Here is a 25,438-nt window from a genome sequence, read left to right as displayed (position 1 = left end):
TCCCCTGCCTCCCCTGCCTCCCCATCTTTTTATTCTTCTGTACCACTACTAGTTGATACCAGTTCTCTGGGACGTTCTGGCAAGGTTAAGATTGTTTGTGGCAGTTCGGAAGGGGTTAATTGGTCTGGCAAATATTCCCGACGAGCCAAAATAATTGCTCCCACCATTGCCATCAGCAACAAAACGGAAGCCAACTCAAAGGGCAGCAAAAAGTCTGTGAAGAAATGTTCACCAATTAAAACTATGGAATTTTGAGCAGCAACAGATGTAGAGGAATAAGCCCAAGGTGTTGCCAGTACCATCGTACTTAACAGGGCAAACAGTCCTATACTCACTACAGCTGTAATTATTTTCCGCACACCAGCACTAGGTAAAGGGGAAAAATCCTGACGCTTGTTTACCAACATAATGGCAAACAAAATCAGCACGTTAATTGCACCGACATAAATCAGAATTTGTGCTGCTGCGACAAAATCACCATTTAGCAATAGGTAAAGTCCCGCCATGCTGATGAACACACCACCCAACAAAAACGCGGAATAGACAATGTTAGAAAACAGCACTACACCTAGTGCCGCCCCAATCATCATTACACCCAATATGCCAAATGAAACAACTTGTACTCCTTCCGCTAGATTCACTGTATTTTGTCCTTTGTCAGTTATTAGTTGTCAGTTGTCAGTGGAAGAAGGCAAAAGGCAAAAGGCAAAAGGCAAGAGTGTTTTAATTGATATTTCCTCTGTTCCCTGTTCCCTGTTTCCTGTTCCCTGTTCCTAATGACTAATTTATTTTTCTGCTTCTACTAAGTCTTCTGGGAAAGAACCAGCACGAGGAGCGTCTGCTGGTACACCGTGGGGTTCGAGTACGCCTTTAGGTAGATAAACCAGTTCGCGCAAGGGTGTCACCATTGGATCATTTGTTACCTTGTAAGGCAAGCGTCCTAGTGCGACGTTATCGTAGTTCAATTCGTGGCGATCATAGGTAGACAGTTCATATTCTTCTGTCATGGATAAGCAGTTAGTGGGGCAGTATTCCACGCAGTTACCGCAGAAAATACAAACTCCAAAATCAATACTGTAGTGTTTGAGTTTTTTCTTCTTGGTGGCTTTGTCCATTTCCCAATCAACTACAGGGAGGTTAATGGGACAAACACGCACACAAACTTCACAGGCAATACACTTGTCAAATTCATAGTGAATCCTACCGCGAAATCGTTCACCAGGAATCAATTTTTCGTAAGGGTATTGTACGGTAATGGGACGACGCTGCATGTGGTCAAAGGTGACAGACAGCCCCTGTCCGATGTAACGCGCTGATTGTACTGCTTCTTTGGCGTAATCACCAACTTGTTTGAGGAACTTTAGCATTGTTTGTGTCTCTCTTTAAGAATTTTGGATTTTGGATTTTGGATTTTAGATTTAAGATTCAATCCAAAACCTAAAATCTAAAATCTAAAATTTCCTTATCCACCGAAGGCGACGGGAAAAGCTAATTTCAGGGCAGCGGTTAATAGGAGATTAACCAAACCAACAGGTAGCAAGAACTTCCATCCTAAATCTAACAACTGGTCAATTCTTACCCGTGGCACTGTCCAACGAATGAGGATGGCAAGAAATACTAGAAAATAGGCTTTAAGTACGGTCATAGTGATACCTAAAGCAGCTGTCACTACCTGGAGTACAGGATTGTTGGGACTTACTCCTAACCATTCCCCAAGCAGGTCGATGGGAATAGGGAAATGCCAACCGCCCAAGTATAAAATTGCTACAAGCAGGGAAGAAAGGATTAGGTTAATGTAAGAACCTAAGTAAAACAAACCAAATTTCATACCTGAATATTCGGTTTGATAACCTGCTACTAGTTCTTCTTCTGCTTCCGGTAAGTCAAAGGGTAAGCGTTCGCATTCAGCTAAAGCAGCAATCCAAAAAATGAGAAACCCTAGGGGTTGTCTCCACACATTCCAGCCTAGAATACCAAAATTAGATTGCTGATTGACGATATCAACTGTACTGAGGCTATTAGACATCATGGCGATCGCTAACACACTCAGCGCCAACGGAATTTCATAACTAATTGACTGTGCTGCTGCCCGTAAACCACCTAGCAGAGAGTATTTATTATTGGATGCATAACCTGCCATCAACAAGCCAATGGGCTGAATGCTAGACAATGCAATCCACAAAAAGACCCCCATACCTACGTTGGTAATGACGATATTCTCCCCAAAGGGGACAATCAGAAACGACAAGAATACCGGAATCACCACAATTACTGGGCCGAGAGTAAACAGCCAGCGGTCTGCTTTGGCTGGAACTATATCTTCTTTAAAGATTAGCTTGAGACCATCTGCCACAGGCACTAACAACCCAAAAGGCCCTTGGTATTCAGGGCCAATCCGTTGCTGTGCCGCAGCAGAAATTTTCCGTTCTAGCCAGGTAGCAACCAGTACACCTACCGTTGCACCAATCAACATCAGGATCATTGGTAATGGCATCCAAATTGCTTTGGCTGCCCCTGGTGGTATTCCTAAATCCCTGACAGATTGAATAAAAGTTCCTTGGAGGTCAATTCCTGCATTCATTTTTGCTACTCTTTAAGTCGTCAAGTCACGATGAATTACAACTATCAATCAAGTTAATAACTGTAAATTCACTAGTTGATAATCTCTGCCGAGATGATGCCTATTTGTAGATTTGTTGCCAACCCATGAGTTTAGTATATCCTTGGATGGTTTTCACCCCATTAACCAAGATGACAACTTCTACTTATGGTTGGGATTAAGAAAGAAGAGGGTGTAGGGTGTGGGGTGTGGGGTGTAGAATAACCTTCTCCCTGTTGCCTGTTCCCTGTTGCCTGTTCCCTGTTTCCAGACAAGCCAAATCTGCCGTTTCCTTGTCGGTTACGGTTTTCTGGTTCTATGCAAATTTTCTGATTTTCCAGCAATAGGGGCTGTGATGACAATACCAATTTAAGATGATCGACTTGAGATATAGCTGTAACCAGAATGATTAGGACATTATTAATCCTTGAAAACTAATAATAGCAAGGGTTTCACTCTTGCTTTTTGCCTCTTGCCTCTTGCCTTCTGCTATATGTGGCTGCAAGCCCACTTCATTAGACAGATGACAGTTATCAATGTGTCCATTCTTGGGCATTAATCCCAAATCTAAAATCTAAAATTGGTTACTTGTCACCCGTCATCTATATTTCTACCTAATTAACGCTGGTCGATGGGAGTGTAAGCGATTTCGTGACGACCGTTATAAACTTGGGTAGGACGGAAAATCCGGTTTTCTGCGAGTTGTTCTTTCCAGTGTGCTAACCAACCAGCTACACGAGCGATCGCAAAAACAGGTGTAAATAAATCCGTGGGAATTCCCATTTTCCTATACACCAACCCAGAATAAAAGTCAACATTGGGATAAATCCCTTTGCTGCCAACTTTTTCTGCCATTACCCGTTCCACTTCCAAGGCGATTTCATAATACTTGTCGTAGCCGAACTTCTCAAACAGTTGCTCTGCCAAGCGTTGCAAAATTGTCGCCCGTGGATCTTTTACCTTATATACACGGTGTCCAAATCCCATAATTTTCGCCTTTTTTTGCAGACGATCTTCTATGTAGGGACGGACATTATCCACACAGCCAATTTCTTCCAACATCTGAATAACTTCTTCGTTAGCACCACCATGCAGGGGTCCGCCTAAAGTACCTACGGCACTGGCAACGACCGCATAGGGGTCAGTTAAGGTGGAAGCTGTGACTCGCGCACTGAAGGTAGAAGCATTCATTGTATGCTCAACGTGCAGAATCAAACAGATGTCAAAAATCCTTGCTGCCAACGGATCAGGTTCTTTCTCATTCAGCATATACAAGAAGTTAGCAGCGTAATCCAAATCATCCCTTGGCTTTACAGGGTCATTACCTTTCCGCATCAACTGGAAAGCCGCTACCATTGTGGGAATTGTCGCTACTAAACGTACCACTGCATCCCGAATATAAACAGGGTTATGTAAGTCACGACGAGAATAAAATAACCCCAAGGCAGCAGCAGAAGCTTGTAGTGCATCCATTGGATGACCACTTTCAGGAAAGCATTTCATCATATCCCGAATGCGGTATTTAATTCGTCTGTGGCTACAAACTTCTTCTTCAAAAGCCGCCAATTCTTCCTTGCTGGGCAATTCTCCCCAGATTAAAAGATAAGCAGTTTCCAAGAATGTACTTTTTTCTGCTAATTCTTCAATCCGAATGCCACGATACTCCAGTATTCCCTTTTGCCCATCTACATAGCTAATACTCGATTGGGCTGCGGGAATGCCTTCTAAACCAGGCTTGTATTCGCACACCGTCATGGCTACACCGTTTGCTTTGTGAAATATCTGAACACGCTAACTTACCAGAGATTATTTTCACCATAACAGTTGCCGATTTAACAACAATTCTATGCGAAAGCTCGAAAAACTGTTATAGCAGGTACTTGGGTGGTGTCAACCAGAACATTTGACTACGACCCAAAGGAGAACCATCATCAGGTAGTTTTATTCCGATCATACCTGCTTTTTTCAGGACGAGGCGTTCTTTTGCTTCCCCCCAGAGGAGAATTTCTGCCCAACTGCTCAAACAAGGCTCATGTCCTACTAATGCTAGTTGGGTTTGTTGAGTATAATTTCTTGGTTCTAACCAGTCTTTTAACCAGCTATTAATATCGCCTTCAAAGGAGAGATGGTGAGATATTTCTAATTGAGAACTAAGTCCAGCTGCTATAAGTATTTCTGCTGTTTGTTGGGCGCGTACTAGGGGACTGGTGAGGATTAAATCAAAGTGTAAATCTAGTTTTAATAATCTTTGGGCTACTTTTTCGGTTTTTTGTCTTCCTTCTTTGGTTAGTTGACGTTCTTCATCTTTTAGCCCTGGTTGATGTTCTTCGGCGATGCCATGACGAATTAAATATATTTCCATAGTTTGAGTTGAGCATTTTTATATTATTTTTTAGTTCACGCAAAAACGCAAAAAATAAAAAGCGCAAAAATTAGCAATTCAGCAATTTCATAAAATCTGTGGATACAGTGAAAGTCTATCTCTCGTATCTTTAGCTAATTGATCAAATGTTATGCAAATTACTTTGCGTGAGTCTACTAAAACTTTATTTAAACGCCATTTCAATCTAGCTTTATCAATAGGAGATATAAAAGTATCTCTACCTATAACAAGAATGCCATAAAATTCTATATTCTCAGTTCCAAAAATAGCACGTGCTGAAGAAGTATTTTTTTCATCATCAAGCTTCCAAAACCAATCAATTATTTGACTAAATCCATGTTCAAATCTAGGCGACCAATCTAATGTACTTCTTCCTTTATTTACAAATATACTATCTTCCATAGCATCTTCAAATTCAATGAAACAGTAAGTATTATTTACAGAATCACCAACGGCTAAATCAGCACGAAAATCTCCAAAAAATGTAAATTCATGTTTAATGTGGTTGAATCTAACGATATTAGGAACGTAAGAACCAATAAAAGCAGATAAATGAAGTCTCTGTTTAAAGAAAGGAAGTATATCCTTGTTTTCTTTTAATTCCCTATTATTGAGAAGTAATTTTTCAAATTCCTTAAGTTCAACTAGACACTGTTTAAGGTCTATGGTAAAAGAATCTAGACCTTTCATATTTTAGCCTTTTCTAATGAGCCATATAACATTTCAATTCGATTGAAATTAACTATATCAATAATAGTTAATTTTTCAGATTTAACTTCAAAAATGATTCTGTATATGCCTACCTTTGCAATGAAATAATTTGGGATTGAACTCAGTTTAGAAACCTCAACTTCTGAACAATCAGGAAATTTTTCTAGACAACTAATAGCATGACTAATTTTTCCTTGATCTTGAGTTGGTAAAGCATCAATTGCTATTTGTGCTTTATCAAGTAAAACTACTTGATTTTTCTTTAGCTGTTGATTATTGGATTCAATAGAAGGATCACAATACTCCTCAACTATGTGTTGAAGATCATTGAAATAATTAGTTCCTCTTTCTTCTTGTTCCAAACGCTGCTGAATAGCTGCCAGTATTTTATGCTTCTTTTCTATTGTTTCGTCGTTTAACACAGAAGCAACTATTTCCAGGACTGTCTGATATCTTTGTGCTGTGGTTTCATTAATATTTTTGGTCATACTAGCTATTGTTTGCCTGACAACCGCTAGAACTGCTATTTTTTGGTTCTCAGATATGTTAGGAATCCATTCATTTAATAACGTAAAAACTAAATTTACAAACGCAAGTAAAACTTCCCAATTTAGCTTTTGAATGTAACCATGAGCGAGGCGATTTCGCTCTTTAAGACAAGCCTGAATAGTATCAGATTGAGAGATTGATAACTCTCCCAAAGAGTACATTTGCTTAAGTAATTTTATAAGTGGTAAACGTTCAACGGGAATCGATACCTCAACTGCTCGCTTTCTTAACGCACCCTCAAAAATACTCCACAGAAAAAGATAGGCAGGCTCAATTTCATTACTCTCAATCAGCTTCTGAGTTTGACTAAGATAGTCAATTAGTTCTTGCCAGGAAGGAAGTTGTTCAGTTAGTCCAGGTAATGATTCAGCTTCTATATCTTCAAGTGTCACTAATAAAAAACGCCAACCTGGGTGTCTACTAATTTTATTGGCTATAGCCTGCAAATTATCTACTGAAACTCGGCTGAGACTGGTTTTTACCTCAATTATTAAACCGGATTCATTCTTAATAGCAAGAATATCTGGTAGATAATTACCTAAATCAAATGGTAATTCTGGTAATTCATCTTTTTTAGGTTCAACTAAAACGCGAAATCCTTCATTTGTATACTTATCAGCCAAAGATTTGACTTTTTCATCATGTAAACTTCTAGTGTTGTTAATCATAAGTATTTTTCCAATGGTTGAGATTCACTCACTTTTACATACACACACTCTTTGCCTGTTATCACTCCTTGTTGTAATAATGAAGGTAAGTTGGTAATATCAATTGGTTCAGATAGAAAACGACGATGACTCTCTACGTCTAATACTAAACTATCATTTTCATAAACTAAGCCTATAAGTGCATCTTGTATTAGCTTGATAATGTTATCTGTGTCAGGGGGGTTATCATCACTACAAAGATAAACTAGCGTAAGCTGTAAATAAGTATCTTTAATTGGGCTGCCAAAAGACCAAACCTTTTGAGCTTCAGACTTAATAAAAGCTTTCCATTGCTCAAAACCTTTTTTTGCCTGTACTGAAACAGGTCGTCTGGGAATGAGAAATTCAAAAGATGTTATTGGCATTCCAAGTGCATCTTTTTATAAAAAATTAATAAACTTGCAGAACTTTTCACAACTGACTCTTCTAATCTTGGGTATAAGCTAAGTCGGCACGATAAAAACGATGTATGTGTAGTTTTGTAAAATTTGTAGAATGATTTATTGTCAAGGCATTTGTCGATTTTACATTGTGTTACATATGTAAAATTTTTAACGCCGACTTACTTATCTCAATTCTACCATATTTATAACTACGCCTATCATAGGATTTGTCTGATACACTGCTTGCTAGTTAGGAATTTACCACCAAAAAAATAAATTTCTTAGCTCAAATCTAAATTAATTAGTAGGGGTTTAGCAATGCGCCTTACCCCCACTGAATCAACACCGTCTTTGAATCGGTTTTAACGTAATTCGGCTATTGATTCTTTGTACTTAAAAACAACCCATTCTCTACGACTGAATTGGGTTATCTCTAGGATTCACCAATTTCAATAATTTCTGTTTAATTTGTGCGTCGTAAACTTCCCATTTCATTTTGGCATAAGCAGAATTTTCATTGCCCCCAGATAAAAAACCCATGGGAATTTCAAAGCCACCAGCACCTGTACGTCCACCACCAAAGAACCGCCCAGTGCTATCCTGTCCAAAGGCTTCTTTAATAAATTCATCAGGGTCTAAAGTAAGTTTTGTGGTTCTTAGGGAACCTATGACTACTTCTAATTCGTCATCTTCATCGTGAACAATTCCATAAACTACTGCGGTGTGAACGTTTTCTTCTGTCACTAGAAAATCAGCCGCTTGCGGAATAGCATCCCGGTCGTCGTAGCGTAAATAACCAACCCCAGCTATGGAAAAGTTATTTTGGACAATGCGATTTTTGAGCGATCGCTCGATCACATCCATGACCCGCTTGGAACGATTTGCCTGTAAAATGGCATTTAGCAACTGAGCATCATAAAATCTGCTCAGATAGGCAGCAGCCATAAAATCTTCTTCCTGCGCTTGCATCAACCTATTGGTATCTGAGCGCAAACCGTGCATTAAAGCAGTTGCACATTTAACGTGCTGGCTAATACTGCTATCTAATCCCAGCAAACCCGCTTGTAAATACTGGGTAAATATAGTTGCAGTTGCACGCACATAAGGACGAACATCGACAAACTCGGCCTTCAGTTCTCCTTGCAAGCTATGATGATCAACTATCACTATGAGGGGAATTCCTGCCTGTTGTACTGCTGATAATAGCTGAGATGTTGTTCCCTGGTTATCAATTAGTACGAACCCTTGATAAGATGATAAATCTTTACTTTTCAGGGTTTGGATTGTCCATCGCTGTGCTGGTAAAGTAGTTAGCTTCACTAAAGCAATATTCTCTTGGTGGCTTAAAGTCCCAGCATAAATGATTTCACATTTGATATCGTACTGTTGGGCAATTAACTGGTAAGCCCAAGCACAGGAAAGAGCATCAGGATCAGGGAAATCTTGTAGAATTACCAGATGGCGCTCATGCCGGTGTCCAAGCAGAGTTTTTTGTAACTCTTCTGATTTCTGAACTGCTAGAGAATTGCCACGTTGAGCTAAATAGATGCCACCATCACCGTTAGATGGTGGTAAAGAAGGTCGATTCAATGGTGGAAGTTCATAAGATTCTTTATCTATCTCAACTTCCTCCGGGTTCGGTTCTAACGACAAACTCTCAAATTGAGTAACTGAAGAATTCAAGTACATAGGGCATTTGGTTTTCAGCGTGGTGGCTCGTGTATGCCTTCCGAGATACTCCAATCATTGCATCACTGGTTTAGCCACACACTATGATCTTGACAGAAATCTACTGTCTTTGCACTGCATAGCTTGGTCTATTTTTGGTCAAGAATTGATCACATCTGCTTGGATGGTATAGACACTCTAGAATAAACCAGCCAACAGGCAGCAAACCATTTGCTATGAATGGAACAAAGAGTTTTTCTCTGACAAAGCTGATTTTGACTTGAATATTTATTTAAATTGTGGTATTATACTAGCCTCAATATTTGATATAAATTCGATTTTCTTGTTCCTAATTCTAATATACTTATCCTATTAATTTACAAATTAATACAGCATTTTGTAGGTAAATAAAGGACGGTATTTACCCACAAACCAACCAGCAAAAGAGTTTTACTGCTGAATGCTGCTGTAAATTTTCGGACGCAAACCGTCTTGTGAGCCTAATTATCAGAATTGGCTGATAATTTATAGCCACAATGATTTACACCTCATAAAAATGAGGTACAATAATGAACCTGTCTGTTAATAGCTGCTCTAATTTTTGGCATAGCATTATCCCAGCTTCTGGGAATTTGCCCCATCAGCCGCAAATAAAGACTAAGCAATGCCAAATTAAGCCCTCTAGTTGTGGTAAACTGTCTTGACCGAGGTCAAACAGCAAATCCTACAGGTAAAGACTCATCTCTGTGCTTTTTAGTGAATTCTGTGTAATGTCAAAGTCCGATTACATATTTTTGCCACTCTTGATGAAGTCCACTCTTGAGATGTTTAGTCACCTCAAAATAAAGACTACTGTAAGGTTGACGGGGTGGATGGCGCAAAGGCATCCTGGCTTCATGAGGTGTACGACAGCCTTTTTTGACATTGCAGCGTACACAGGCAGTAACAATGTTTTCCCAGGTGTCACCCCCCCCACGCGATCGCGGCATAACATGATCTAGGGTCAACTCGTCTCCTGTATAGCCACAGTATTGACAAGTATGACCATCACGATGCAATATATTCCGGCGCGTTAAAGGAATTTCTTTATAGGGAACACGCACGTAATGGCGCAACCGAATGACGGTTGGCAGAGGAAAATCCGAGTAGAGGAATTTACCGTTATGTTCTACGTGTTCTGCCTTGCCTTTAATCAACAAAACTATGGCACGTCGCCAACTCGTGATGTTGAGCGGTTCGTAAGAGGCGTTTAGGACTAAAACCTTCCCCATTGATATTAGCTCAAGGTATTAGTTTTAGATATTTTAACACAAATATACCTTCCTGGAGGGATGAGAATAATTTATACTTCCTCAATAATTTGGTAGCAAGAAGAAGGGATGTAGGGGTGTAAGGGTGTAAGGGTGTAGGGGTGTAGGGGAAAAACTTACTCCTCAACTCCTACCTTGGAGTCTCCTACCTTCTGCCTCCTGATAACTGATAACTGATAACTGATAACTGATATAGGACAACTGAATACTTGTATAAACTCCCGGAGAAACGGTAAACTTTCCTGATTAAATTGATATGGCTTTGAGGGTGGCAACCCAGAATCATTAGATAGTCAGGAAGCTTTGCAGTGGTGTGAGAGGAGTGAAGAGCGATGTTCAGTAGCAAACAAACCCCTAGTTTTGCTGATAGTCAGGAGTGCAATACTTACGCTTGGTTTTCTCAACGTGCTTGGGTAGAAATTGATTTAGGAGCGTTGACCTATAATATAAAGCAGTTAGGAAGATTTTTATCACCACGTACCCAGTTAATGGCAGTGGTAAAAGCTGATGCCTATGGACATGGAGCGGTGACAGTTGCTAAAACAGTTTTGGAAGCGGGTGCTAGTTGGTTGGGAGTGGCTACAGTTCCCGAAGGTATTCAATTACGGGAAGGTGGGATCAAAGCTCCGATTTTAATTTTAGGAGCAACCCACACACCAGAACAAATTCATGCGATCGCTCACTGGAAACTTCAGCCGACACTGTGCAGTCCTAAACAAGCTTTAGAATTTTCTAACAAACTAGAATCCATTAACTATAATTCTCCCATACCTGTACATATCAAACTAGATACAGGAATGTCTAGATTAGGCACAGATTGGCAGCAAGCAGGTGATTTTGTGCAGTTAGTACAGGGATTACCTCATCTGGATATTGCTAGTATTTATTCTCACCTAGCAACAGCAGATAGTCCTGATCCAGCAATTATGCAGCAACAGCATAGCAGATTTGAGCAAGCGATCGCCCAAATCAAAGCCAGAGGTATCAAAATTCCTAGTCTGCATTTAGCCAACTCAGCGGCTACCCTAGCAGATCCAAAATTACACTATGACATGGTGCGTGCAGGTTTAGCTATTTACGGACTTTATCCTGCTCCCCACCTGCAAAATAAAATCAAACTGCAATCAGTATTACAACTCAAAGCGCGAGTTACCCATGTAAAAACAATTGCTAAGGGAACTGGTGTAAGTTATGGTCATCATTTTATCGCTCCTAGAGAAATGCGGATTGCTGTAGTTGGTATTGGTTATGCAGATGGAGTTCCCCGCAGTCTTTCCAACCAAATGCAAGTTTTACTCCGTGGCCAGCGTGTGCAGCAAATTGGCGCAATTACAATGGATCAATTAATGATCGATGTAAGTTCTATACCCGAAGTACAAGAAGGGGAAATAGTCACCTTATTGGGAGAACAGGGAAAAGAACAAATATCGGCAGATGATTGGGCAAATCAATTAAACACCATTTCTTGGGAAATTCTCTGCGGCTTCAAGCATCGTTTACCTCGTGTAGCGATCATGTAGGGTGTGGGGTGTGGGGTGTGGGGGAAAACTGAATTCTTACTTCTGCCTCCTGCCTTCTACCTCCAATTTTCAATTACCTCTTGCCATATATATTTTGTTATGCTAATATTAAATACTGATGCGGATGTGGCGGAATTGGCAGACGCGCTAGATTTAGGTTCTAGTTCCGAGAGGAGTGAAGGTTCAAGTCCTTTCATCCGCACTTACAAGAAAATAGGCTGACAACCCTGATAGAGCAGGGTTGTACAGTGGCGTTAGCTATAGTGAACCCTTCAGAACTCCGAAAGTTTTGAGGGGTTAAACTTTTTATGGAAGAAAAAGCCCCGAAGTTTAGGTACAAGCCCCTACTTTTAAGTATGGAAACAGAAAAAAGATGTATTTTGAGGCGTGTAGTGCGAAAAATACAGCGTCTTTGCTGGATACCCCTGATTTTAATTATGGGTTTCCCTACACCCCATTCACACTCGGTACTCTTTATTGTTTCTTGAATTGACCAAGATTTGATAATCTTTAATTGACGTTGTGATTGTTAAGTTTTACTCTAAACTAGAACATCAAACTTTGTATTGATGACTACAACCAATTTGAGGCTTTATACTTGATTTTAATTTTCACCTATCTGCTATGCAAATTAAGATCTTTTGTGATCAAATCTGTTTCCTCCCAGTAGCTTGCCTATTGTCTGCACGAAAAGAGGTTTAACAATGATTAAGCTTGACAAATAAAATGGAACTGCCATAGGCAAATTTAAATCACAAGTATTAAATCTAGCTGAAGTATAAGTAAAATGATCACAACTCCTTCCACTCCTCTGGGTAGCTACAGGTTATTTCACAAATTACATCCTTTGTCTCTTTTAGCACAATTAAGCACAAAAAGAGTTACGGGATGCTTAAGTGTGTTCACTGGCTTTGTTTCTTGGTCAATCTATTTAGAAGAAGGTAAATTAACTTACGCTACTTATTCAGATCAAGTATTTGAGCGTCTTGAAAGTCACCTCCAAAACTTCAGTGATCAAATTCCCACTTTCAATGCTGCAACTTATGAACAGATGGGATTGATATCAGCAGCCAAAAATCATCAACAATTGATAGCAAATGCTGATTATCACGCTATTTGTTGGTTAGTAGAGCAAAAATATATTACTTCCACGCAAGCTGGAATACTGATAGAGGAATTAGCTAAGGAAGTTTTAGAGTCATTTATTCGTTTAAAAGAAGGTAATTACAAACTTAATCCTGACAATGATTTGTATAATCTGCCGAAATTTTGTCATTTAGATTTGCAATCACTAGTTGAACATTGTCAAAAACAGTTAAGTTATCGGGAAAATATCAAGCCTGTTATTTCATCTCACAGCATTTCTTCAACTCAGACACAAGCTGAACTCCAACTAAAAGAAAAATCATCACAATCAAAAAAGATATACCCTACCAAGCAGATAAATCCTAAAAATCCCCAGTCTTTTCTGAGTAAAGAATTTTATACAATTGCTTGTATTGATGATAGTCAAACAGTCTTGAATTCTATCCAACATTTTTTAGATGAAAATACATTTTCAGTGGTGATGATTAATGATCCGATTAAAGCTTTAATGCAGATTATCAGAAGTAAACCTGACTTGATTTTACTAGATGTAGAAATGCCAAATTTAGATGGTTATGAATTATGTTCATTATTAAGGAGACATTCAGTATTTAAAAATACACCCATTATTATGGTGACTGGCAGAACGGGCTTTATTGATAAAGCTAAAGCGAAAATTGTCAGGGCATCAGGATATTTGACCAAGCCTTTTACAAGAGCAGATTTACTAAAAATTGTGTTTAAACACATTGTTTAATTTAGTAGTTGCCAGTAATTAAAATCACATATTCAGTGATGATTAATATAAGAAAATCAAATGATGAAGAATTAAATCAATGACAAGTTCAAAACTAAACCTCTATTACCAACCAAATCAAAACTCTTTAGCAGATAGCTATCTCAAATTTCAACTCAATCAACAAACTACGGCTGTCTTATCAATTCATCATACTCAAGAAGCGATTATTGTACCTATTACATCGGTGACAGCTATACCGAATATGCCAGCCTTTATATTAGGATTAATGAATTGGCGTAGTCGAATCATTTGGATAATTGATCTGCCCAAGATGTTCAATTTAGAAGGAATAGATCACCCTCTTCGACAGTACAATATTATTGTCGTTAATGTGGAGTCAATGGTTTTGGGTTTAGTTGTGCAGGAGATTAAAGGGACAACAAAATTGATGGCTGATGATATTCATTCTCCTGTAGGACAAGTAGCGGTTAGTTTAGTACCCTATTTACGCGGTTGTGTGGAACAAAAGGAAGAAACATTGCTGGTGTTAGATGCACAGAGTATTGTAAATTATGCTAACTCTTGCAGTGATGACAGTAGCAGTCAGTAGGAGTAAAACGTAATGCTATAGCAGGTGACAGGTGAAAGGTGATAAAGTTGACACTTATTTAGCCTCTAACTTTTATGATGGCTAGGCTCCCTGAAGGCATCACTGTATGTTCTCACCTGTAAATCCTCAAAACTCTAATTGTGCATTGCTTTCTGCACTGCATAGGCTGTAATTAATCAAGTTTAGAAAGATTCAGTTTTTACTGATATTATTATATAGATTCAGGGGAATTCATTGATGTTTAATAAAACTGATACTACTCAAAGCGGTAATAATCAAAATCCAGCATCTGTACTGGCATCATCAAAAGTTAATGAAAATCAACGAGAAATTATCAATCAAGCTGAAGTTAAAGCTGTTGATGCTCATCAGAGAAATAATATAATTAGTTATTTGCAAAAATTTAAATTAAGTATAAAAGAAGTAATTTTTTCCTTAGCTATAGGTACGCTGCCAGTATTAGGAATTGCTGTAGTGACTTATAATTTTGGCAGCAAATTGATTAATCAGCAAATTATTAGCAATCAGGAAGCAAAAGTAATTAGCTTAAGTGACAACTTAAATCAGTTAATGTTGTCCAGAAAAGCAGACATAGAAATTATATCAAATTTACCATTTTTGACCAATGCTAAAATCAGTCAAGTTACTACTTTTGCGGAAAAACAAGCAGGATTAAATCGCTTTATTGCCACTTATAAAATTTATGACAATATAGCAGTTTTTGACCTAAATGGCAAAGTAATTTTTCAATCTAAAGATGGAAATGCTCGTCCACAAAAAAACCTGAAATATTTTCAAGACGTTATCCAAAACAATGCTCCGATAATTAGTCAGCCAGAAACATTACAAAATGGCAAAGTCGTGATATATATTGCTGCACCTGTGCAAGATATAGTGACTAGAAAAACTATTGCTATCGTGCGGACTCGGATACCCATAGAACTGTTGGTAGAGGAAATCAAAAATTATGTAGCCAATAGCGATGATTATTATTTGCTAGATGATTCAGGAAAATTTATTTTCAGTCTCAAGCCAGATTTATTAGGACAACAAGCTACGGTAATATATCCTGGTTTAGCTACACTAATAACCAGACACAATGGTGATGGATCTACAGCAGTGCAAACAATTAATCAACCATTACAATTAGTTAGTTATGTGCCATTAAAAAAAATTCCCAGTTTACCAGATTTAAACTTGCATTTAATTGTCGCTAAAGATTCAGCAATTGCTTTAGAGCCACAAAGAAAATTTTTGCTAGTAATTGCTAATATAACAACACTAACGGCATTATTAATGACATTGATTGCGGCTGGGTTAGTTAAGGGTATAGGAAAGCAAAATAACTCTGAATCTGCACGGTTAGAAACCCTGGCTGAGGATGAAATTAAAATGCCCCTGAGCCAGCCAAAAAATGATGAATCACTCCCTGTAGTTAAAGAATGGGAGCTTCAAGTTAATGGAGAATCTAACTATGAGCAGGAATGGCAGCAACAAAATACTCTACATTTGCAACTGCTGAAGTTAATCAACCAGATAGAAAATGCTGCTAAAGGAAATTTAACTATACAAGCTGATGTTATAGATGGGGAAGTTGGTAATATAGCCCATGTTTTTAACTCGATAGTAGAAAAACTCCGATACATTGTTACTCAAATCAAACAAACTACTCGTCAAGTTAATCATTCCCTGGATTCAAATCAAGATACTATCAATTACTTAGGAGAGCAAGCAATTACACAAGTTGAAAATATTAACTACACTTTAACAGCGGTGGAGCAAATGAGTAATGCTATACAGGTTTTAGCCACTGATTCTCAAGAAGTTGCTAATATTTACAATCATGCTCATGAGACTGCTACAAAAAGTGAAAAAGTAATGGATTTGACATTACAAAATCTCCACTCTTGGCAAGAAACTGTGGGTGAAACTGCTAAGAAAGTTAGGTATTTGGGAGAATCTTCTCAACAAATTTCCCGTGTGGTGTATTTGATGAACCAAATTGCTATGCAAACTAATTTGTTAGCAATTAATGCAGGAATTGAAGCGGCGCGTGCAGGAGAAGAAGGTCAAGGTTTTGCGGTTGTGGCTGAAGAAGTAGGGGAGTTAGCGGCTCGTAGTGCAGCAGCTACACAAGAAATTGAGCAAATTGTCGAGAAGATTAAACGAGATACCAATGAAGTTGTGCAAGCGATGGAGTTGGGAAATACTCAGGTAGTAGAAAGTAAACAAATTTTTACAGATGCCAAGCAGAGTTTAACAGATATTTTAGATGTTTCGCAGCAAATAGATACTTTGCTAAATTCAATTTCTGTTACTTCTGTTTCTCAGATAGAAATATCGCAAGTTATTCGCAAATTGATGCAAGATATTGCGGCTATTGCTCAACTTAATAGGGATTCTTATCATCAAATTTCTGAATCTTTACAAGCAACTTCTCAGATTTCTCAACAATTAAATAAGAATGTGGAAAGTTTTAAAATCAATTAAGAGGTTTGTGATTGGCTAGTAATGACTAACAAATAATGAGGACTGATGATATATGACTAATGATAAAGAACTGGAAATACAGATGCAGTTTCTAGAAGAGGCAACTGATTATTTGAATACTTTAGAAAGTATATTATTGGAAATAGATACAAGTAAACATATCGAATTAGATAAAATTAATGCTGCCATGCGATCTGCCCACTCTATTAAAGGTGGTGCGGCGATGATGGGGTTTAAAGTATTGAGTAATTTGGCTCACCGTTTAGAAGATTCTTTTAAGGTTTTAAAAACTCGGAAAAAGTCTTTAGAAATTGATACTCATTTGCAGAGTTTATTGTTATCTGGAGTTGATTGGCTACGACAAATTGTAGACTTATTATCAGAGAGGAAATCGCTAGATGATAAATGGTTAAAAACTTTTTGTTATCCAGTTTTTGATGAACTACATCAGCGTTTAGGTGATCCTTCTCCAGAAGATATTACCACCATGTTATCACCGGAAGATGGACAAGAAATTGTTCCTTTGCTGTTTGAAACAGAGGTGGAAGAATGTTTGCAACATTTAGAATCTTTGTTGGCAAATAGTGCAGCCACTGGTTTACAGTCAGAAGTAGAGGTCATGGCTTCTGATTTAGGTGGTTTGGGAGAAATGCTCCAGTTACCTGCTTTTGTCCAGCTTTGTGAATCAGTTACTCATCATTTAAAAAGTCAGCCTGAGCGTTGTGTGGAAATTGCTCAGTTAGCATTACAAGCATGGAGGCGATCGCAAGCTTTAGTTCTGACAAATCAACGGGATAGATTACCTAAAAAAATTAGTTTAGGTGAAGCAGTTGTTAGTCCTACTCTACCACAAGTTAATCTGCCTCCAATAACTCTAAATCGAGAAAATCCGCCAGTACCTGAAGCCGTAGTTTCTGATTTTGATGCTTCAGAAATAGAATTACCACCAGAAATTAATTCTATTGAGTTTCCTGAACAAAACATAGCATTTTCTCAAGAAACTCCTGTGATAGATTATAAATATATTGAACGCAAAGGCGAAATTGTTGGTATTGCTAAAGATAAGGAAATTCATGAAAATACAGTGCGAGTTCCTAGTAAACAATTAGAGGAAATAAATGATTTATTTGGGGAAATTATTATTCACCGCAATGGGTTAAATTCCCAATTAGAGAGATTACGTAAATTGGTGTTGGGACTGAGCCAAAGAGTGCAAATTCTTGACCAAGAACATCAAAAAGTGCGTTCTACTTATCAAAAATTTTTTCATCACCAACTTGCTTCTGAAGTATCCAAACTAGAGGAAAAGGTTACAGAGTCTGGAGAAACAGATTTAGAAATAAATTATTATCAAAAATTAAACCTGCTATCTCAAGATGTGATGGAAACTATTGTGCAGGTAGCAGAAGTCGCTAGTGATATTCAACTGAGTGTAGACGATACAGACCAAATTGCACGGAAGTTGAATAAAACTTCTAAGCAAGTGCAGAGAAAGTTAACTCAGGTGCGGATGCGTCCTTTATCAGATTTAGTAGAAAGATTTCCTAGAGCTATCCGTGATTTAAATGTTGAATATGGTAAAAATGTCCAGTTAAAAATTGAAGGTGGTAAAACATTAATTGAACGTAGCATTTTAGAGGCTTTAAATGAACCTTTAATGCACTTATTACGAAATGCTTTTGATCATGGAATTGAAGATCCTGCTACCCGTCACTCTCAAGGGAAACCCGAACAAGGACTGATTGAAATTAAAGGATATCATCGCGGCGATCGCACTATTATTGCTATCAGCGATGATGGTAGAGGTATTTCTCTAGAAAAAATCCGCCAACGCGCTCTCAATATGGGTTTGGATACAGCTTTAATAGCTGCTGCTAGTGAAGAGGAATTATTATCATTAATTTTTGAGCCTGGGTTTACCACCTCTGAAAAAGTGACGGCTTTATCTGGTCGTGGTGTGGGGATGGATGTAGTTCGTAATAATCTCCAATTAGTGCGGGGTGATATTAAAGTTGATACCCAGCCAGGAAGTGGTACAACTTTTACTTTATCAGTACCATTTACACTGTCTGTCGCACGAGTTTTGTTAGTAGAAAGTGACATAAGTGGCAGTTTACATCATCGCATGGTTTTGGCATTTCCTACAGATGTGATTGCGGAAATCTTTTTGCTAGAAACCGATCAGGTTTTCGCTATGGATGGAGGGGAATTTCTGAAATGGCAAGATACCATGCTACCTTTAATCCGACTTGGTAATTACTTTGATTTTAATTGTTCCCACTACAATAATTTAGAAATAGAAAGTTCTACAGGAATTAATGCCAGTAGTATCTTAATTATCAAAAATGATCCTCAACCTGTAGCTGTGCAAATAGACCGTTGCTGGGGTGAGCAAGAAGTAGCCATTCGTCAAGTTGAAGGAAAAATACCTTTACCTGATGGTTTTAGTAACTGTACAATGCTCGGTGATGGTCGGGTAGTTCCACTAGTAAATACTAATGAATTAGTTTCTTGGATTACCAATAATCAGCGTCCCCAGAGAATTAATAAATTAAGTAATAATTTGCCTACAACTAAATTAAAAACTGCTTTTCTCAAACCCCAAAAACCTAAACCCGTAGCTAGACATACTCACCAAAAAGGCATAATTCTAATTGTTGATGACTCCATTAATGTCCGGCGTTATTTAGCCTTAACTCTGGAAAAAGGAGGTTATCAGGTTGAACAAGCTAAAGATGGTCAAGATGCTTGGGAAAAACTAGAAAGTGGTTTAAAAGTGCAAGCTGTAATTTGTGATATTGAAATGCCCCGTCTTGATGGTTATAGCTTTTTAGAAAGGGTTAAATCTCATGATGGTTTAAAAAGTATTCCTGTTGCTATGTTGACTTCTCGTAGTAGTAATAAACATCGTCAACTAGCTATGCAATTAGGAGCGCGAGCTTATTTTTCTAAACCCTATAATGAACAAGATTTGTTGAGAACATTGGAAGATATTATTTTTAGAATAGCGGAAACAGGCTCTGTGAATAATTGAATAAACATCAGGAGGTCGGGATAATTGATAACTAATATAGCAATTCCTATTCAAGTGAGGTACAAGCAGTAATTAAACGCAGATAATTTTGTAATTCATTAGCATAGGAGTTGCTATAATTAAAAACTGATAACTGATAACTGATAACTGAATTAAGCAGGTTGTTCAGTTTTGGATTTCTCAGAACTAGATTCTTCTGTTGCCGGTGTCTCTTTCTTATTCTCCTGTTGTTGTTCAGTTGCTTGTTGAACTTGTTGCAGGTGAATGTTATTTACTTGATTAATAAACAATTCTACTGCTTGACTTACTCTTTGTTGTTGTTCAGCTTCTCCAGAAACATCATAACAACGGTAAGCTGGTGTAATTCCTAAGATAAATTTTTCTTGTTCTGCTTCTAATAATTCAACTGTTGTGTTAGCTGCGACCCAATTTTTTTGAAAAGGGAATGAGGTAACAATACTAGCAACTATAGAAGCAAGCGCCGGACAAATTACTGGTAGCCACTTCAGCCAAGCTTGTCCTGCTTCTAATTTATCTACCAATACTAAAATTGGTGTGACACCAGATAAAATCACAGTAGAAATTTGCAAGACGTAGTAAAGATTTCTGGCCCAATTTCTCGTGCTTTTGTAATCATTAATCAAATCTTGGCAATACTCTAAAGCTTTAGTTCTAGCTGGAACGATTGTATTGTTTTCCAATGGATTACTATTTTTTAATAATGCGGTATAGAGTTCAGCTTTCTTTTGTAATTCAGCCTGTTGTGCTTCCTTACGAGCATTATTAACTGAGTTTCTGTTGAGTAAGAACAAAAAAATAGCAACAGCTAAAGCACCAACTCCAGCTATTACATATTGTTGATTACTGGAATCGAAATAAATGATGATGGCAGCACTAATAAAAATCGCTGCTAATAGATAATCAATCAGCTTTAAGAACAACAACATTTTTCACCTGGCAAAAAAATAGATGAAACATCACAGGCAATTTATTCCTCAATAAAAAATTGAGCAATCAGCCGGAAAAAATAGATTTCTACAAACAATTCATTATGTTACACTAAAGTAGCATTCAATACAAGTTTGTCAAGCTAATAATTCACAAAAATACAGTTCTGAAAATGCCAGCATCCAGAGTTAATCTGAGGAAGATGAGAAAGTTAAAATTTACTTAAATTTATTGAGTATTGCTAAAAATTCTAGTTGGTTGGCAAAAATTAATGTATGTGCCTTCAGCCATCCTCTAAAGTCCCCAATTTATTGAACGGGGATAATTCAGATGGTTAAGGTGCAAAGCTGTAAATAAGCCTGTAAAGCCACCACCAATAATTACAGTTTGATAAATGTAGTTATTGATCACGTTTTTAAACAGTGATGAAGAAAACAATTAAGATAATACTGAGAGTCAAAGCAAAAATTAAAGCATATTCAAATCTACGACTAAAAAATCCGATTATGGCAATTAAGCTCACTAATAAAATAGCGATACCAATATATTGTTCTTTCTGCCAACTTTTAGCAATTAATGAATCATAAGTTTGAGGATTTTCTTCTTTAATGTTGTTAGGTTTTATTGGTAAGTATTGATATGAATTTAATTCACGCGGAGAGAAGTCTGAACGGCGGCTTGTCGTAGACATCAGAATTGTTGTAGATAAATGTTGTGTTCTAACTTCAGCGATAAAATCAGCGAATAGTTGAGTTTGGCTAATTTTTAGCAATTAAATCAGTGAACAGTTATCAAGGTGTATGGTGGGATATTTAAACTCAAGTATTTTACTGCTAAGTAAGTCGGTTTGAAAAAACAGAGGTATATAACAAAATGTAAACTTACTAAAAGTCTTTTCCCTCTTGCCTTTTGCCTTTTGCCTTTTGCCTCTTGCCTTGTCATAACGACAATTTTCAACGCCAACCTACTTAATTGAATAACTGTTAAAGAATATTGTTATTTGTTTTAGCTCAGAAATGTTCTGTCCGTAGATTGAAATTAAAGAATGAAGGTAAAAATTATAAGTCTCTAGATAGAACTTGTGTTTATTCCATTAGCTAGAAGCCTTTATAAAACTAACTCTCTAAATTAAACCCAAGCCAAGCAATTTTTAGGTAAATGAAACACATAAATAATATTTCCACACCAGTAAAGATATTTCATTTAACATCTTGACAATGTGGTCTATTTAAATGCAAAACCCTGTATCCACCAATTTAATCTCCATCAATCTCAAGTTTTTGCTAAATAACCTTGATTATTATCTCCTAAAAACCATGACCACCCAAGAACAGCTATATCAATGGCAAGAACTGGCACAACAGTTGCGTATAGATAGTATTCGCTCTACAACAGTCGCTGGTTCTGGCCATCCCACTTCTTCTATGTCTCCGGCTGATTTGATGGCGGTTTTATTATCTAAATATCTGCGCTACGATTTCGATCATCCAGATAATCCTAATAACGATCGCTTTATTCTTTCCAAAGGACACGCTGCACCTTTGTTATATTCTATGTATAAAGCGGCGGGAGTTATTTCTGACCAAGAATTACTATCACTACGGAAGTTTGGTAGTCGGTTAGAAGGCCATCCCACACCAATTTTACCTTGGGTTGATGTAGCGACAGGTTCGTTAGGACAAGGTTTACCTGTGGCGGTGGGTATTGCTTTGGCTGGTAAATATTTAGACCAATTACCTTACAACGTTTGGGTATTATTGGGGGATAGTGAAACGGCTGAAGGTTCGGTTTGGGAAGCTTTTGACCATGCTTCTCACTATACTTTAGATAATTTAATTGCCATTATTGATGTCAATCGCCTTGGTCAACGTGGTCAAACTGAATTAGGCTGGAATACACAAGCTTATGCTAACCGGGCTAAGGCTTTTGGTTGGCAAGCAATAGAAATTGATGGTCATAATTTTACAGAGATTGACCAAGCTTTGAGTGCGGCTGTGGCTGTAAATGACCGTCCGACAGTGATTATTGCCCGTACTAAAAAAGGTAAAGGAGTAGCATCTTTAGAAGATTTAGGTGGTTGGCACGGTAAGGCACTGAAAGCAGAACAGGAAGAACAAGCTATTACTGAACTGGGTGGAGAACGCCACATTAGCATTGCTGTAGATAAACCGGAAGAACAAAGCCAACCCGCTGCACTAGGTGTACCTCAACCTCTCCAACTGCCCACCTATCAAAAAGGTAAGAAAGTCGCTACCCGTCGCGCTTACGGTGATGCTTTATTAGCTTTGGGAACATCAAAACCGGATATCATTGCCCTTGATGCTGAAGTTAGCAATTCCACCTATGCGGAAGATTTCGCTGAAGCCTTTCCCGAACGCTACTTTGAGATGTACATTGCTGAACAGCAAATGATCGCCGCCGCAGTTGGTTTACAGGTTCGACAATACAAACCCTTTGCTTCCAGCTTTGCAGCTTTTTTGACTCGTGGTTATGACTTTATTCGCATGGCTGCGGTATCGCGTGCCAACATTAACTTAGTTGGTTCTCATGCGGGTGTCTCCATCGGTCAAGATGGCGCTTCTCAAATGGGACTAGAAGATTTAGCTTCTTTTCGTGCTGTCTGGAATAGCACTGTATTGTATCCTAGTGATGCCAATCAGACTGCGAAACTGGTAGCACAGATGAGCGATTTACTTGGTATCGTTTACCTCCGCACCACCAGAGAAAGTACACCTGTAATTTATGGTAGTGAAGAAAAATTTCCCATTGGTGGCAGTAAAGTTATACACCGTTCCCAGCGAGATGAAGCTACAGTTATTGCCGCAGGAATTACTTTACATGAAGCCTTGAAAGCTTACGACAGATTGAAAAATGAAGGAATCACAGTCCGGGTCATTGATGCCTATTCCGTTAAACCCATTGATGTACAAACACTACATCAAGCAGCAAAAGATACCAACGGTAAGTTAATAGTTGTAGAAGATCATTGGTTAGAAGGAGGGTTAGGTGATGCTGTCTTAGATGCCTTTGCTGGTAATAGTACCACCCCCGCCTATACAGGTTCGCCATTACAAATTATGAAACTTGCAGTGCGAGATATGCCCACTTCCGGTACACCAGAAGAACTACTTCATGCTGCGAAAATTGATGCTGATGCCATTGTGGAAGCAGTAAAATCCCAAGTCAGACAACTGGTAGGAGTATCTAAAAATTGAAAGAAGCAGGGGAAAATCAAACATCCCCTGTCAAATTTATAGACAAACTTTTACTAAAGTGCTGGTAAAATTGGGATAAGAAATAGCCGCAGCCTCAGCACGGTGAATAGTCGTAGTACCACTAGCATTGAGAGCAGCGATCGCTAAACTCATACCTATACGATGATCTGTATGGCTGTCTACCTCAGCACCCACTAAAGGAGTACCACCAGTAATTTCCATCCCATCAGGTAATTCTGTCACTTTTGCACCCATTTGATTGAGTTGTTGCGCCATCACGGTAATGCGATCGCTCTCTTTCACTCGCAATTCTGCCGCATCTCTAATAATGGTAGTACCTTGGGCAAAAGTCGCAGCTACAGCCAAAATGGGAATTTCATCAATTAATCTCGGTATAATATCCCCAGCAATGGTACAGCTTTTTAACTGACTAGAACGCACCCGCAAGTCTGCAACAGGTTCTCCAGCAACTTCCCGCTGGTTTTGCAGTTCAATATCTGCTCCCATCATAGACAAAGCTTCTAAAATTCCCGTGCGGGTAGGATTCACACCCACATTTTCCACCACTAAATCAGAACCGGGAACAATAGATCCAGCAACTAACCAAAAGGCCGCAGAACTGATATCACCAGGAACAACGACTTTTTGACCATACAATTTCGCGTTCCCTGTCACAGTTACGCTGTTAGTTTCCGGGTCTATACTTAATTCTGCCCCAAAAGCCCGTAACATTCTTTCACTGTGATCTCGTGACAAAGCAGGTTCGGTGACAGTAGTTTTCCCTTCTGTGTTTAAACCAGCCAGCAAAATACAGGATTTCACTTGTGCCGAAGCAATGGGTGAATGATAATGAATTGGTTTGAGTGCCTGTCCTTGAATCGCTAAGGGTGCTAAAGAGTTACCTTTGCGTCCCCAAATTTCTGCGGCCATTTGTTGCAAAGGTTTGACAACACGGGACATAGGGCGCGATCGCAAAGAATCATCACCTGTAACCGTAAAAAATCGTCCTGGATGGGAAGCTAACAAACCTAACATCAAGCGGATGGTTGTACCGGAGTTGCCAGCGTTCAACACATCCACAGGTTCTTGAAAATTTCCCAAACCAATACCTTTCACCCGCACCAACTCTGTATTTAATTCCGAAATTTCCGCACCTAGCGCCCGGAAACAATTAGCAGTGCTGCGGGGATCTTCACCTAAAAGCAGTCCTTGAATTTCAGTTTCACCTTCAGCGATCGCACCTAACATTAAAGCCCGATGGGAAATTGATTTATCCCCAGGAATCTGGATGCGACCCTGTAGAGACAGTCCAGCGGCAGGTCGCTGAATAATTAAGTTCTGAGAAGTGTTTTCTTGAGTTTCTAAATTTATAACAGCAGCCGACATTAGGATACACTGGCTTGGGAATAGGTTGGAAATTTTGCAGTGACTTTTTTATGCTGCCACTGGTCAATTCCACCCTAGTATCCTATCGCTTTTCGTTATC

At 38.5% G+C, this 25,438-nt stretch carries 19 protein-coding genes and 1 tRNA gene; 7 read left to right on the top strand and 13 right to left on the bottom strand.

Annotated elements, in window-relative coordinates; translation table 11 throughout:
* Positions 1-29: 29 nt before the first annotated feature.
* The 10 genes from A0J48_RS10135 to A0J48_RS10090 all read right to left on the bottom strand — a co-directional run bounded on the left by A0J48_RS10135 (position 30) and on the right by A0J48_RS10090 (position 10,271).
* The gene (locus A0J48_RS10135; RefSeq protein WP_200322733.1) at positions 30-641 is read right to left on the bottom strand and encodes an NADH-quinone oxidoreductase subunit J; all 612 of its coding nucleotides are present in this window, start codon (positions 639-641) and stop codon (positions 30-32) included.
* 144 nt (positions 642-785) lie between these two features.
* Positions 786-1,367 (bottom strand): NAD(P)H-quinone oxidoreductase subunit I, encoded by a 582-nt coding sequence (gene ndhI, locus A0J48_RS10130; RefSeq protein ID WP_200322731.1) that lies wholly within the window; start codon positions 1,365-1,367, stop codon positions 786-788.
* Positions 1,368-1,462: 95 nt separating this feature from the next.
* A complete protein-coding gene (gene nuoH, locus A0J48_RS10125) occupies positions 1,463-2,581 on the bottom strand; it encodes an NADH-quinone oxidoreductase subunit NuoH (RefSeq protein WP_200322729.1) in 1,119 nt (372 codons plus the stop codon).
* Positions 2,582-3,217: 636 nt separating this feature from the next.
* A complete protein-coding gene (locus A0J48_RS10120) occupies positions 3,218-4,354 on the bottom strand; it encodes a citrate synthase (RefSeq protein WP_200322727.1) in 1,137 nt (378 codons plus the stop codon).
* 112 nt (positions 4,355-4,466) lie between these two features.
* On the bottom strand, positions 4,467-4,961 hold the full coding sequence (gene sixA / locus A0J48_RS10115; protein ID WP_200322725.1) for a phosphohistidine phosphatase SixA: 495 nt from the start codon (positions 4,959-4,961) through the stop codon (positions 4,467-4,469).
* Positions 4,962-5,048: 87 nt separating this feature from the next.
* Positions 5,049-5,672: a Shedu immune nuclease family protein gene (locus A0J48_RS10110; protein ID WP_200322723.1), complete on the bottom strand. Its 624-nt coding sequence runs from the start codon at positions 5,670-5,672 to the stop codon at positions 5,049-5,051.
* Complete coding sequence (locus A0J48_RS10105) at positions 5,669-6,910, bottom strand: hypothetical protein (protein ID WP_200322722.1); 1,242 nt, start codon at positions 6,908-6,910, stop codon at positions 5,669-5,671. Before A0J48_RS10105 ends, A0J48_RS10110 begins: the two co-directional genes overlap by 4 nt.
* Entirely contained in the window at positions 6,907-7,314 is a 408-nt protein-coding gene (locus A0J48_RS10100) for a RusA family crossover junction endodeoxyribonuclease (RefSeq protein WP_200322721.1), read from the bottom strand. The genes A0J48_RS10105 and A0J48_RS10100 overlap by 4 nt, the downstream gene beginning before the upstream one ends.
* A gap of 429 nt (positions 7,315-7,743) precedes the next feature.
* Complete coding sequence (locus tag A0J48_RS10095; protein ID WP_200322720.1) at positions 7,744-9,021, bottom strand: DHH family phosphoesterase; 1,278 nt, start codon at positions 9,019-9,021, stop codon at positions 7,744-7,746.
* 752 nt (positions 9,022-9,773) lie between these two features.
* Positions 9,774-10,271: an HNH endonuclease gene (locus tag A0J48_RS10090; RefSeq protein ID WP_200322719.1), complete on the bottom strand. Its 498-nt coding sequence runs from the start codon at positions 10,269-10,271 to the stop codon at positions 9,774-9,776.
* Positions 10,272-10,642: 371 nt separating this feature from the next.
* Between A0J48_RS10090 and alr the strand changes: the two genes are divergently transcribed.
* The 6 genes from alr (at position 10,643) to A0J48_RS10060 (ending at position 19,789) form a co-directional block, all read left to right on the top strand.
* Complete coding sequence (gene alr / locus A0J48_RS10085; RefSeq protein WP_200322718.1) at positions 10,643-11,830, top strand: alanine racemase; 1,188 nt, start codon at positions 10,643-10,645, stop codon at positions 11,828-11,830.
* Positions 11,831-11,950: 120 nt separating this feature from the next.
* A tRNA-Leu gene (locus A0J48_RS10080) sits at positions 11,951-12,032 on the top strand.
* A 585-nt stretch (positions 12,033-12,617) separates the two neighbouring features.
* A complete protein-coding gene (locus tag A0J48_RS10075; RefSeq protein WP_200322716.1) occupies positions 12,618-13,673 on the top strand; it encodes a response regulator in 1,056 nt (351 codons plus the stop codon).
* Positions 13,674-13,752: 79 nt separating this feature from the next.
* The gene (locus A0J48_RS10070) at positions 13,753-14,265 is read left to right on the top strand and encodes a chemotaxis protein CheW (RefSeq protein WP_200322715.1); all 513 of its coding nucleotides are present in this window, start codon (positions 13,753-13,755) and stop codon (positions 14,263-14,265) included.
* A gap of 237 nt (positions 14,266-14,502) precedes the next feature.
* Positions 14,503-16,755 (top strand): methyl-accepting chemotaxis protein, encoded by a 2,253-nt coding sequence (locus tag A0J48_RS10065; protein WP_200322714.1) that lies wholly within the window; start codon positions 14,503-14,505, stop codon positions 16,753-16,755.
* Between the two features lie 52 nt (positions 16,756-16,807).
* Positions 16,808-19,789 (top strand): hybrid sensor histidine kinase/response regulator, encoded by a 2,982-nt coding sequence (locus A0J48_RS10060; protein ID WP_200322713.1) that lies wholly within the window; start codon positions 16,808-16,810, stop codon positions 19,787-19,789.
* Between the two features lie 152 nt (positions 19,790-19,941).
* Here A0J48_RS10060 and A0J48_RS10055 read toward each other — a convergent pair whose 3' ends face one another.
* Entirely contained in the window at positions 19,942-20,736 is a 795-nt protein-coding gene (locus tag A0J48_RS10055) for a DUF4231 domain-containing protein (protein WP_200322712.1), read from the bottom strand.
* Positions 20,737-21,152: 416 nt separating this feature from the next.
* Positions 21,153-21,428 carry a hypothetical protein gene (locus A0J48_RS10045; protein WP_234300826.1) on the bottom strand — a complete coding sequence of 92 codons (276 nt, stop codon included), beginning with the start codon at positions 21,426-21,428 and terminating at the stop codon, positions 21,153-21,155.
* 625 nt (positions 21,429-22,053) lie between these two features.
* On the opposite strand from A0J48_RS10045, the gene A0J48_RS10040 reads away from it, so the two are divergent.
* Positions 22,054-23,952: a transketolase gene (locus tag A0J48_RS10040; RefSeq protein WP_200322711.1), complete on the top strand. Its 1,899-nt coding sequence runs from the start codon at positions 22,054-22,056 to the stop codon at positions 23,950-23,952.
* 36 nt (positions 23,953-23,988) lie between these two features.
* Here the strand turns inward: A0J48_RS10040 and aroA are convergent, their stop codons facing one another.
* Positions 23,989-25,338, bottom strand: a complete 1,350-nt coding sequence (aroA, locus tag A0J48_RS10035) for a 3-phosphoshikimate 1-carboxyvinyltransferase (RefSeq protein ID WP_200322710.1) — start codon at positions 25,336-25,338, stop codon at positions 23,989-23,991.
* Positions 25,339-25,438 lie beyond the last annotated feature (100 nt).

This window comes from Sphaerospermopsis aphanizomenoides BCCUSP55 (assembly GCF_001586785.1).
Taxonomy (GTDB): domain Bacteria; phylum Cyanobacteriota; class Cyanobacteriia; order Cyanobacteriales; family Nostocaceae; genus Sphaerospermopsis_A; species Sphaerospermopsis_A aphanizomenoides_A.
Note: the sequence above shows the minus strand (reverse complement) of the source record. Positions and strands in the feature narration are given on the sequence as shown.

Excerpts from the sequence above, each read along its gene's own strand:
- ndhI (WP_200322731.1), bottom strand. The coding sequence starts at position 1,367 with ATGCTAAAGTTCCTCAAACAAGTTGGTGATTACGCCAAAGAAGCAGTA.
- nuoH (WP_200322729.1), bottom strand. The coding sequence starts at position 2,581 with ATGAATGCAGGAATTGACCTCCAAGGAACTTTTATTCAATCTGTCAGG.
- A0J48_RS10120 (WP_200322727.1), bottom strand. The coding sequence starts at position 4,354 with ATGACGGTGTGCGAATACAAGCCTGGTTTAGAAGGCATTCCCGCAGCC.
- sixA (WP_200322725.1), bottom strand. The coding sequence starts at position 4,961 with ATGGAAATATATTTAATTCGTCATGGCATCGCCGAAGAACATCAACCA.
- A0J48_RS10110 (WP_200322723.1), bottom strand. The coding sequence starts at position 5,672 with ATGAAAGGTCTAGATTCTTTTACCATAGACCTTAAACAGTGTCTAGTT.
- A0J48_RS10105 (WP_200322722.1), bottom strand. The coding sequence starts at position 6,910 with ATGATTAACAACACTAGAAGTTTACATGATGAAAAAGTCAAATCTTTG.
- A0J48_RS10100 (WP_200322721.1), bottom strand. The coding sequence starts at position 7,314 with ATGCCAATAACATCTTTTGAATTTCTCATTCCCAGACGACCTGTTTCA.
- A0J48_RS10095 (WP_200322720.1), bottom strand. The coding sequence starts at position 9,021 with ATGTACTTGAATTCTTCAGTTACTCAATTTGAGAGTTTGTCGTTAGAA.
- A0J48_RS10090 (WP_200322719.1), bottom strand. The coding sequence starts at position 10,271 with ATGGGGAAGGTTTTAGTCCTAAACGCCTCTTACGAACCGCTCAACATC.
- alr (WP_200322718.1), top strand. The coding sequence starts at position 10,643 with ATGTTCAGTAGCAAACAAACCCCTAGTTTTGCTGATAGTCAGGAGTGC.
- A0J48_RS10075 (WP_200322716.1), top strand. The coding sequence starts at position 12,618 with ATGATCACAACTCCTTCCACTCCTCTGGGTAGCTACAGGTTATTTCAC.
- A0J48_RS10070 (WP_200322715.1), top strand. The coding sequence starts at position 13,753 with ATGACAAGTTCAAAACTAAACCTCTATTACCAACCAAATCAAAACTCT.
- A0J48_RS10065 (WP_200322714.1), top strand. The coding sequence starts at position 14,503 with ATGTTTAATAAAACTGATACTACTCAAAGCGGTAATAATCAAAATCCA.
- A0J48_RS10060 (WP_200322713.1), top strand. The coding sequence starts at position 16,808 with ATGACTAATGATAAAGAACTGGAAATACAGATGCAGTTTCTAGAAGAG.
- A0J48_RS10055 (WP_200322712.1), bottom strand. The coding sequence starts at position 20,736 with ATGTTGTTGTTCTTAAAGCTGATTGATTATCTATTAGCAGCGATTTTT.
- A0J48_RS10045 (WP_234300826.1), bottom strand. The coding sequence starts at position 21,428 with ATGTCTACGACAAGCCGCCGTTCAGACTTCTCTCCGCGTGAATTAAAT.
- A0J48_RS10040 (WP_200322711.1), top strand. The coding sequence starts at position 22,054 with ATGACCACCCAAGAACAGCTATATCAATGGCAAGAACTGGCACAACAG.
- aroA (WP_200322710.1), bottom strand. The coding sequence starts at position 25,338 with ATGTCGGCTGCTGTTATAAATTTAGAAACTCAAGAAAACACTTCTCAG.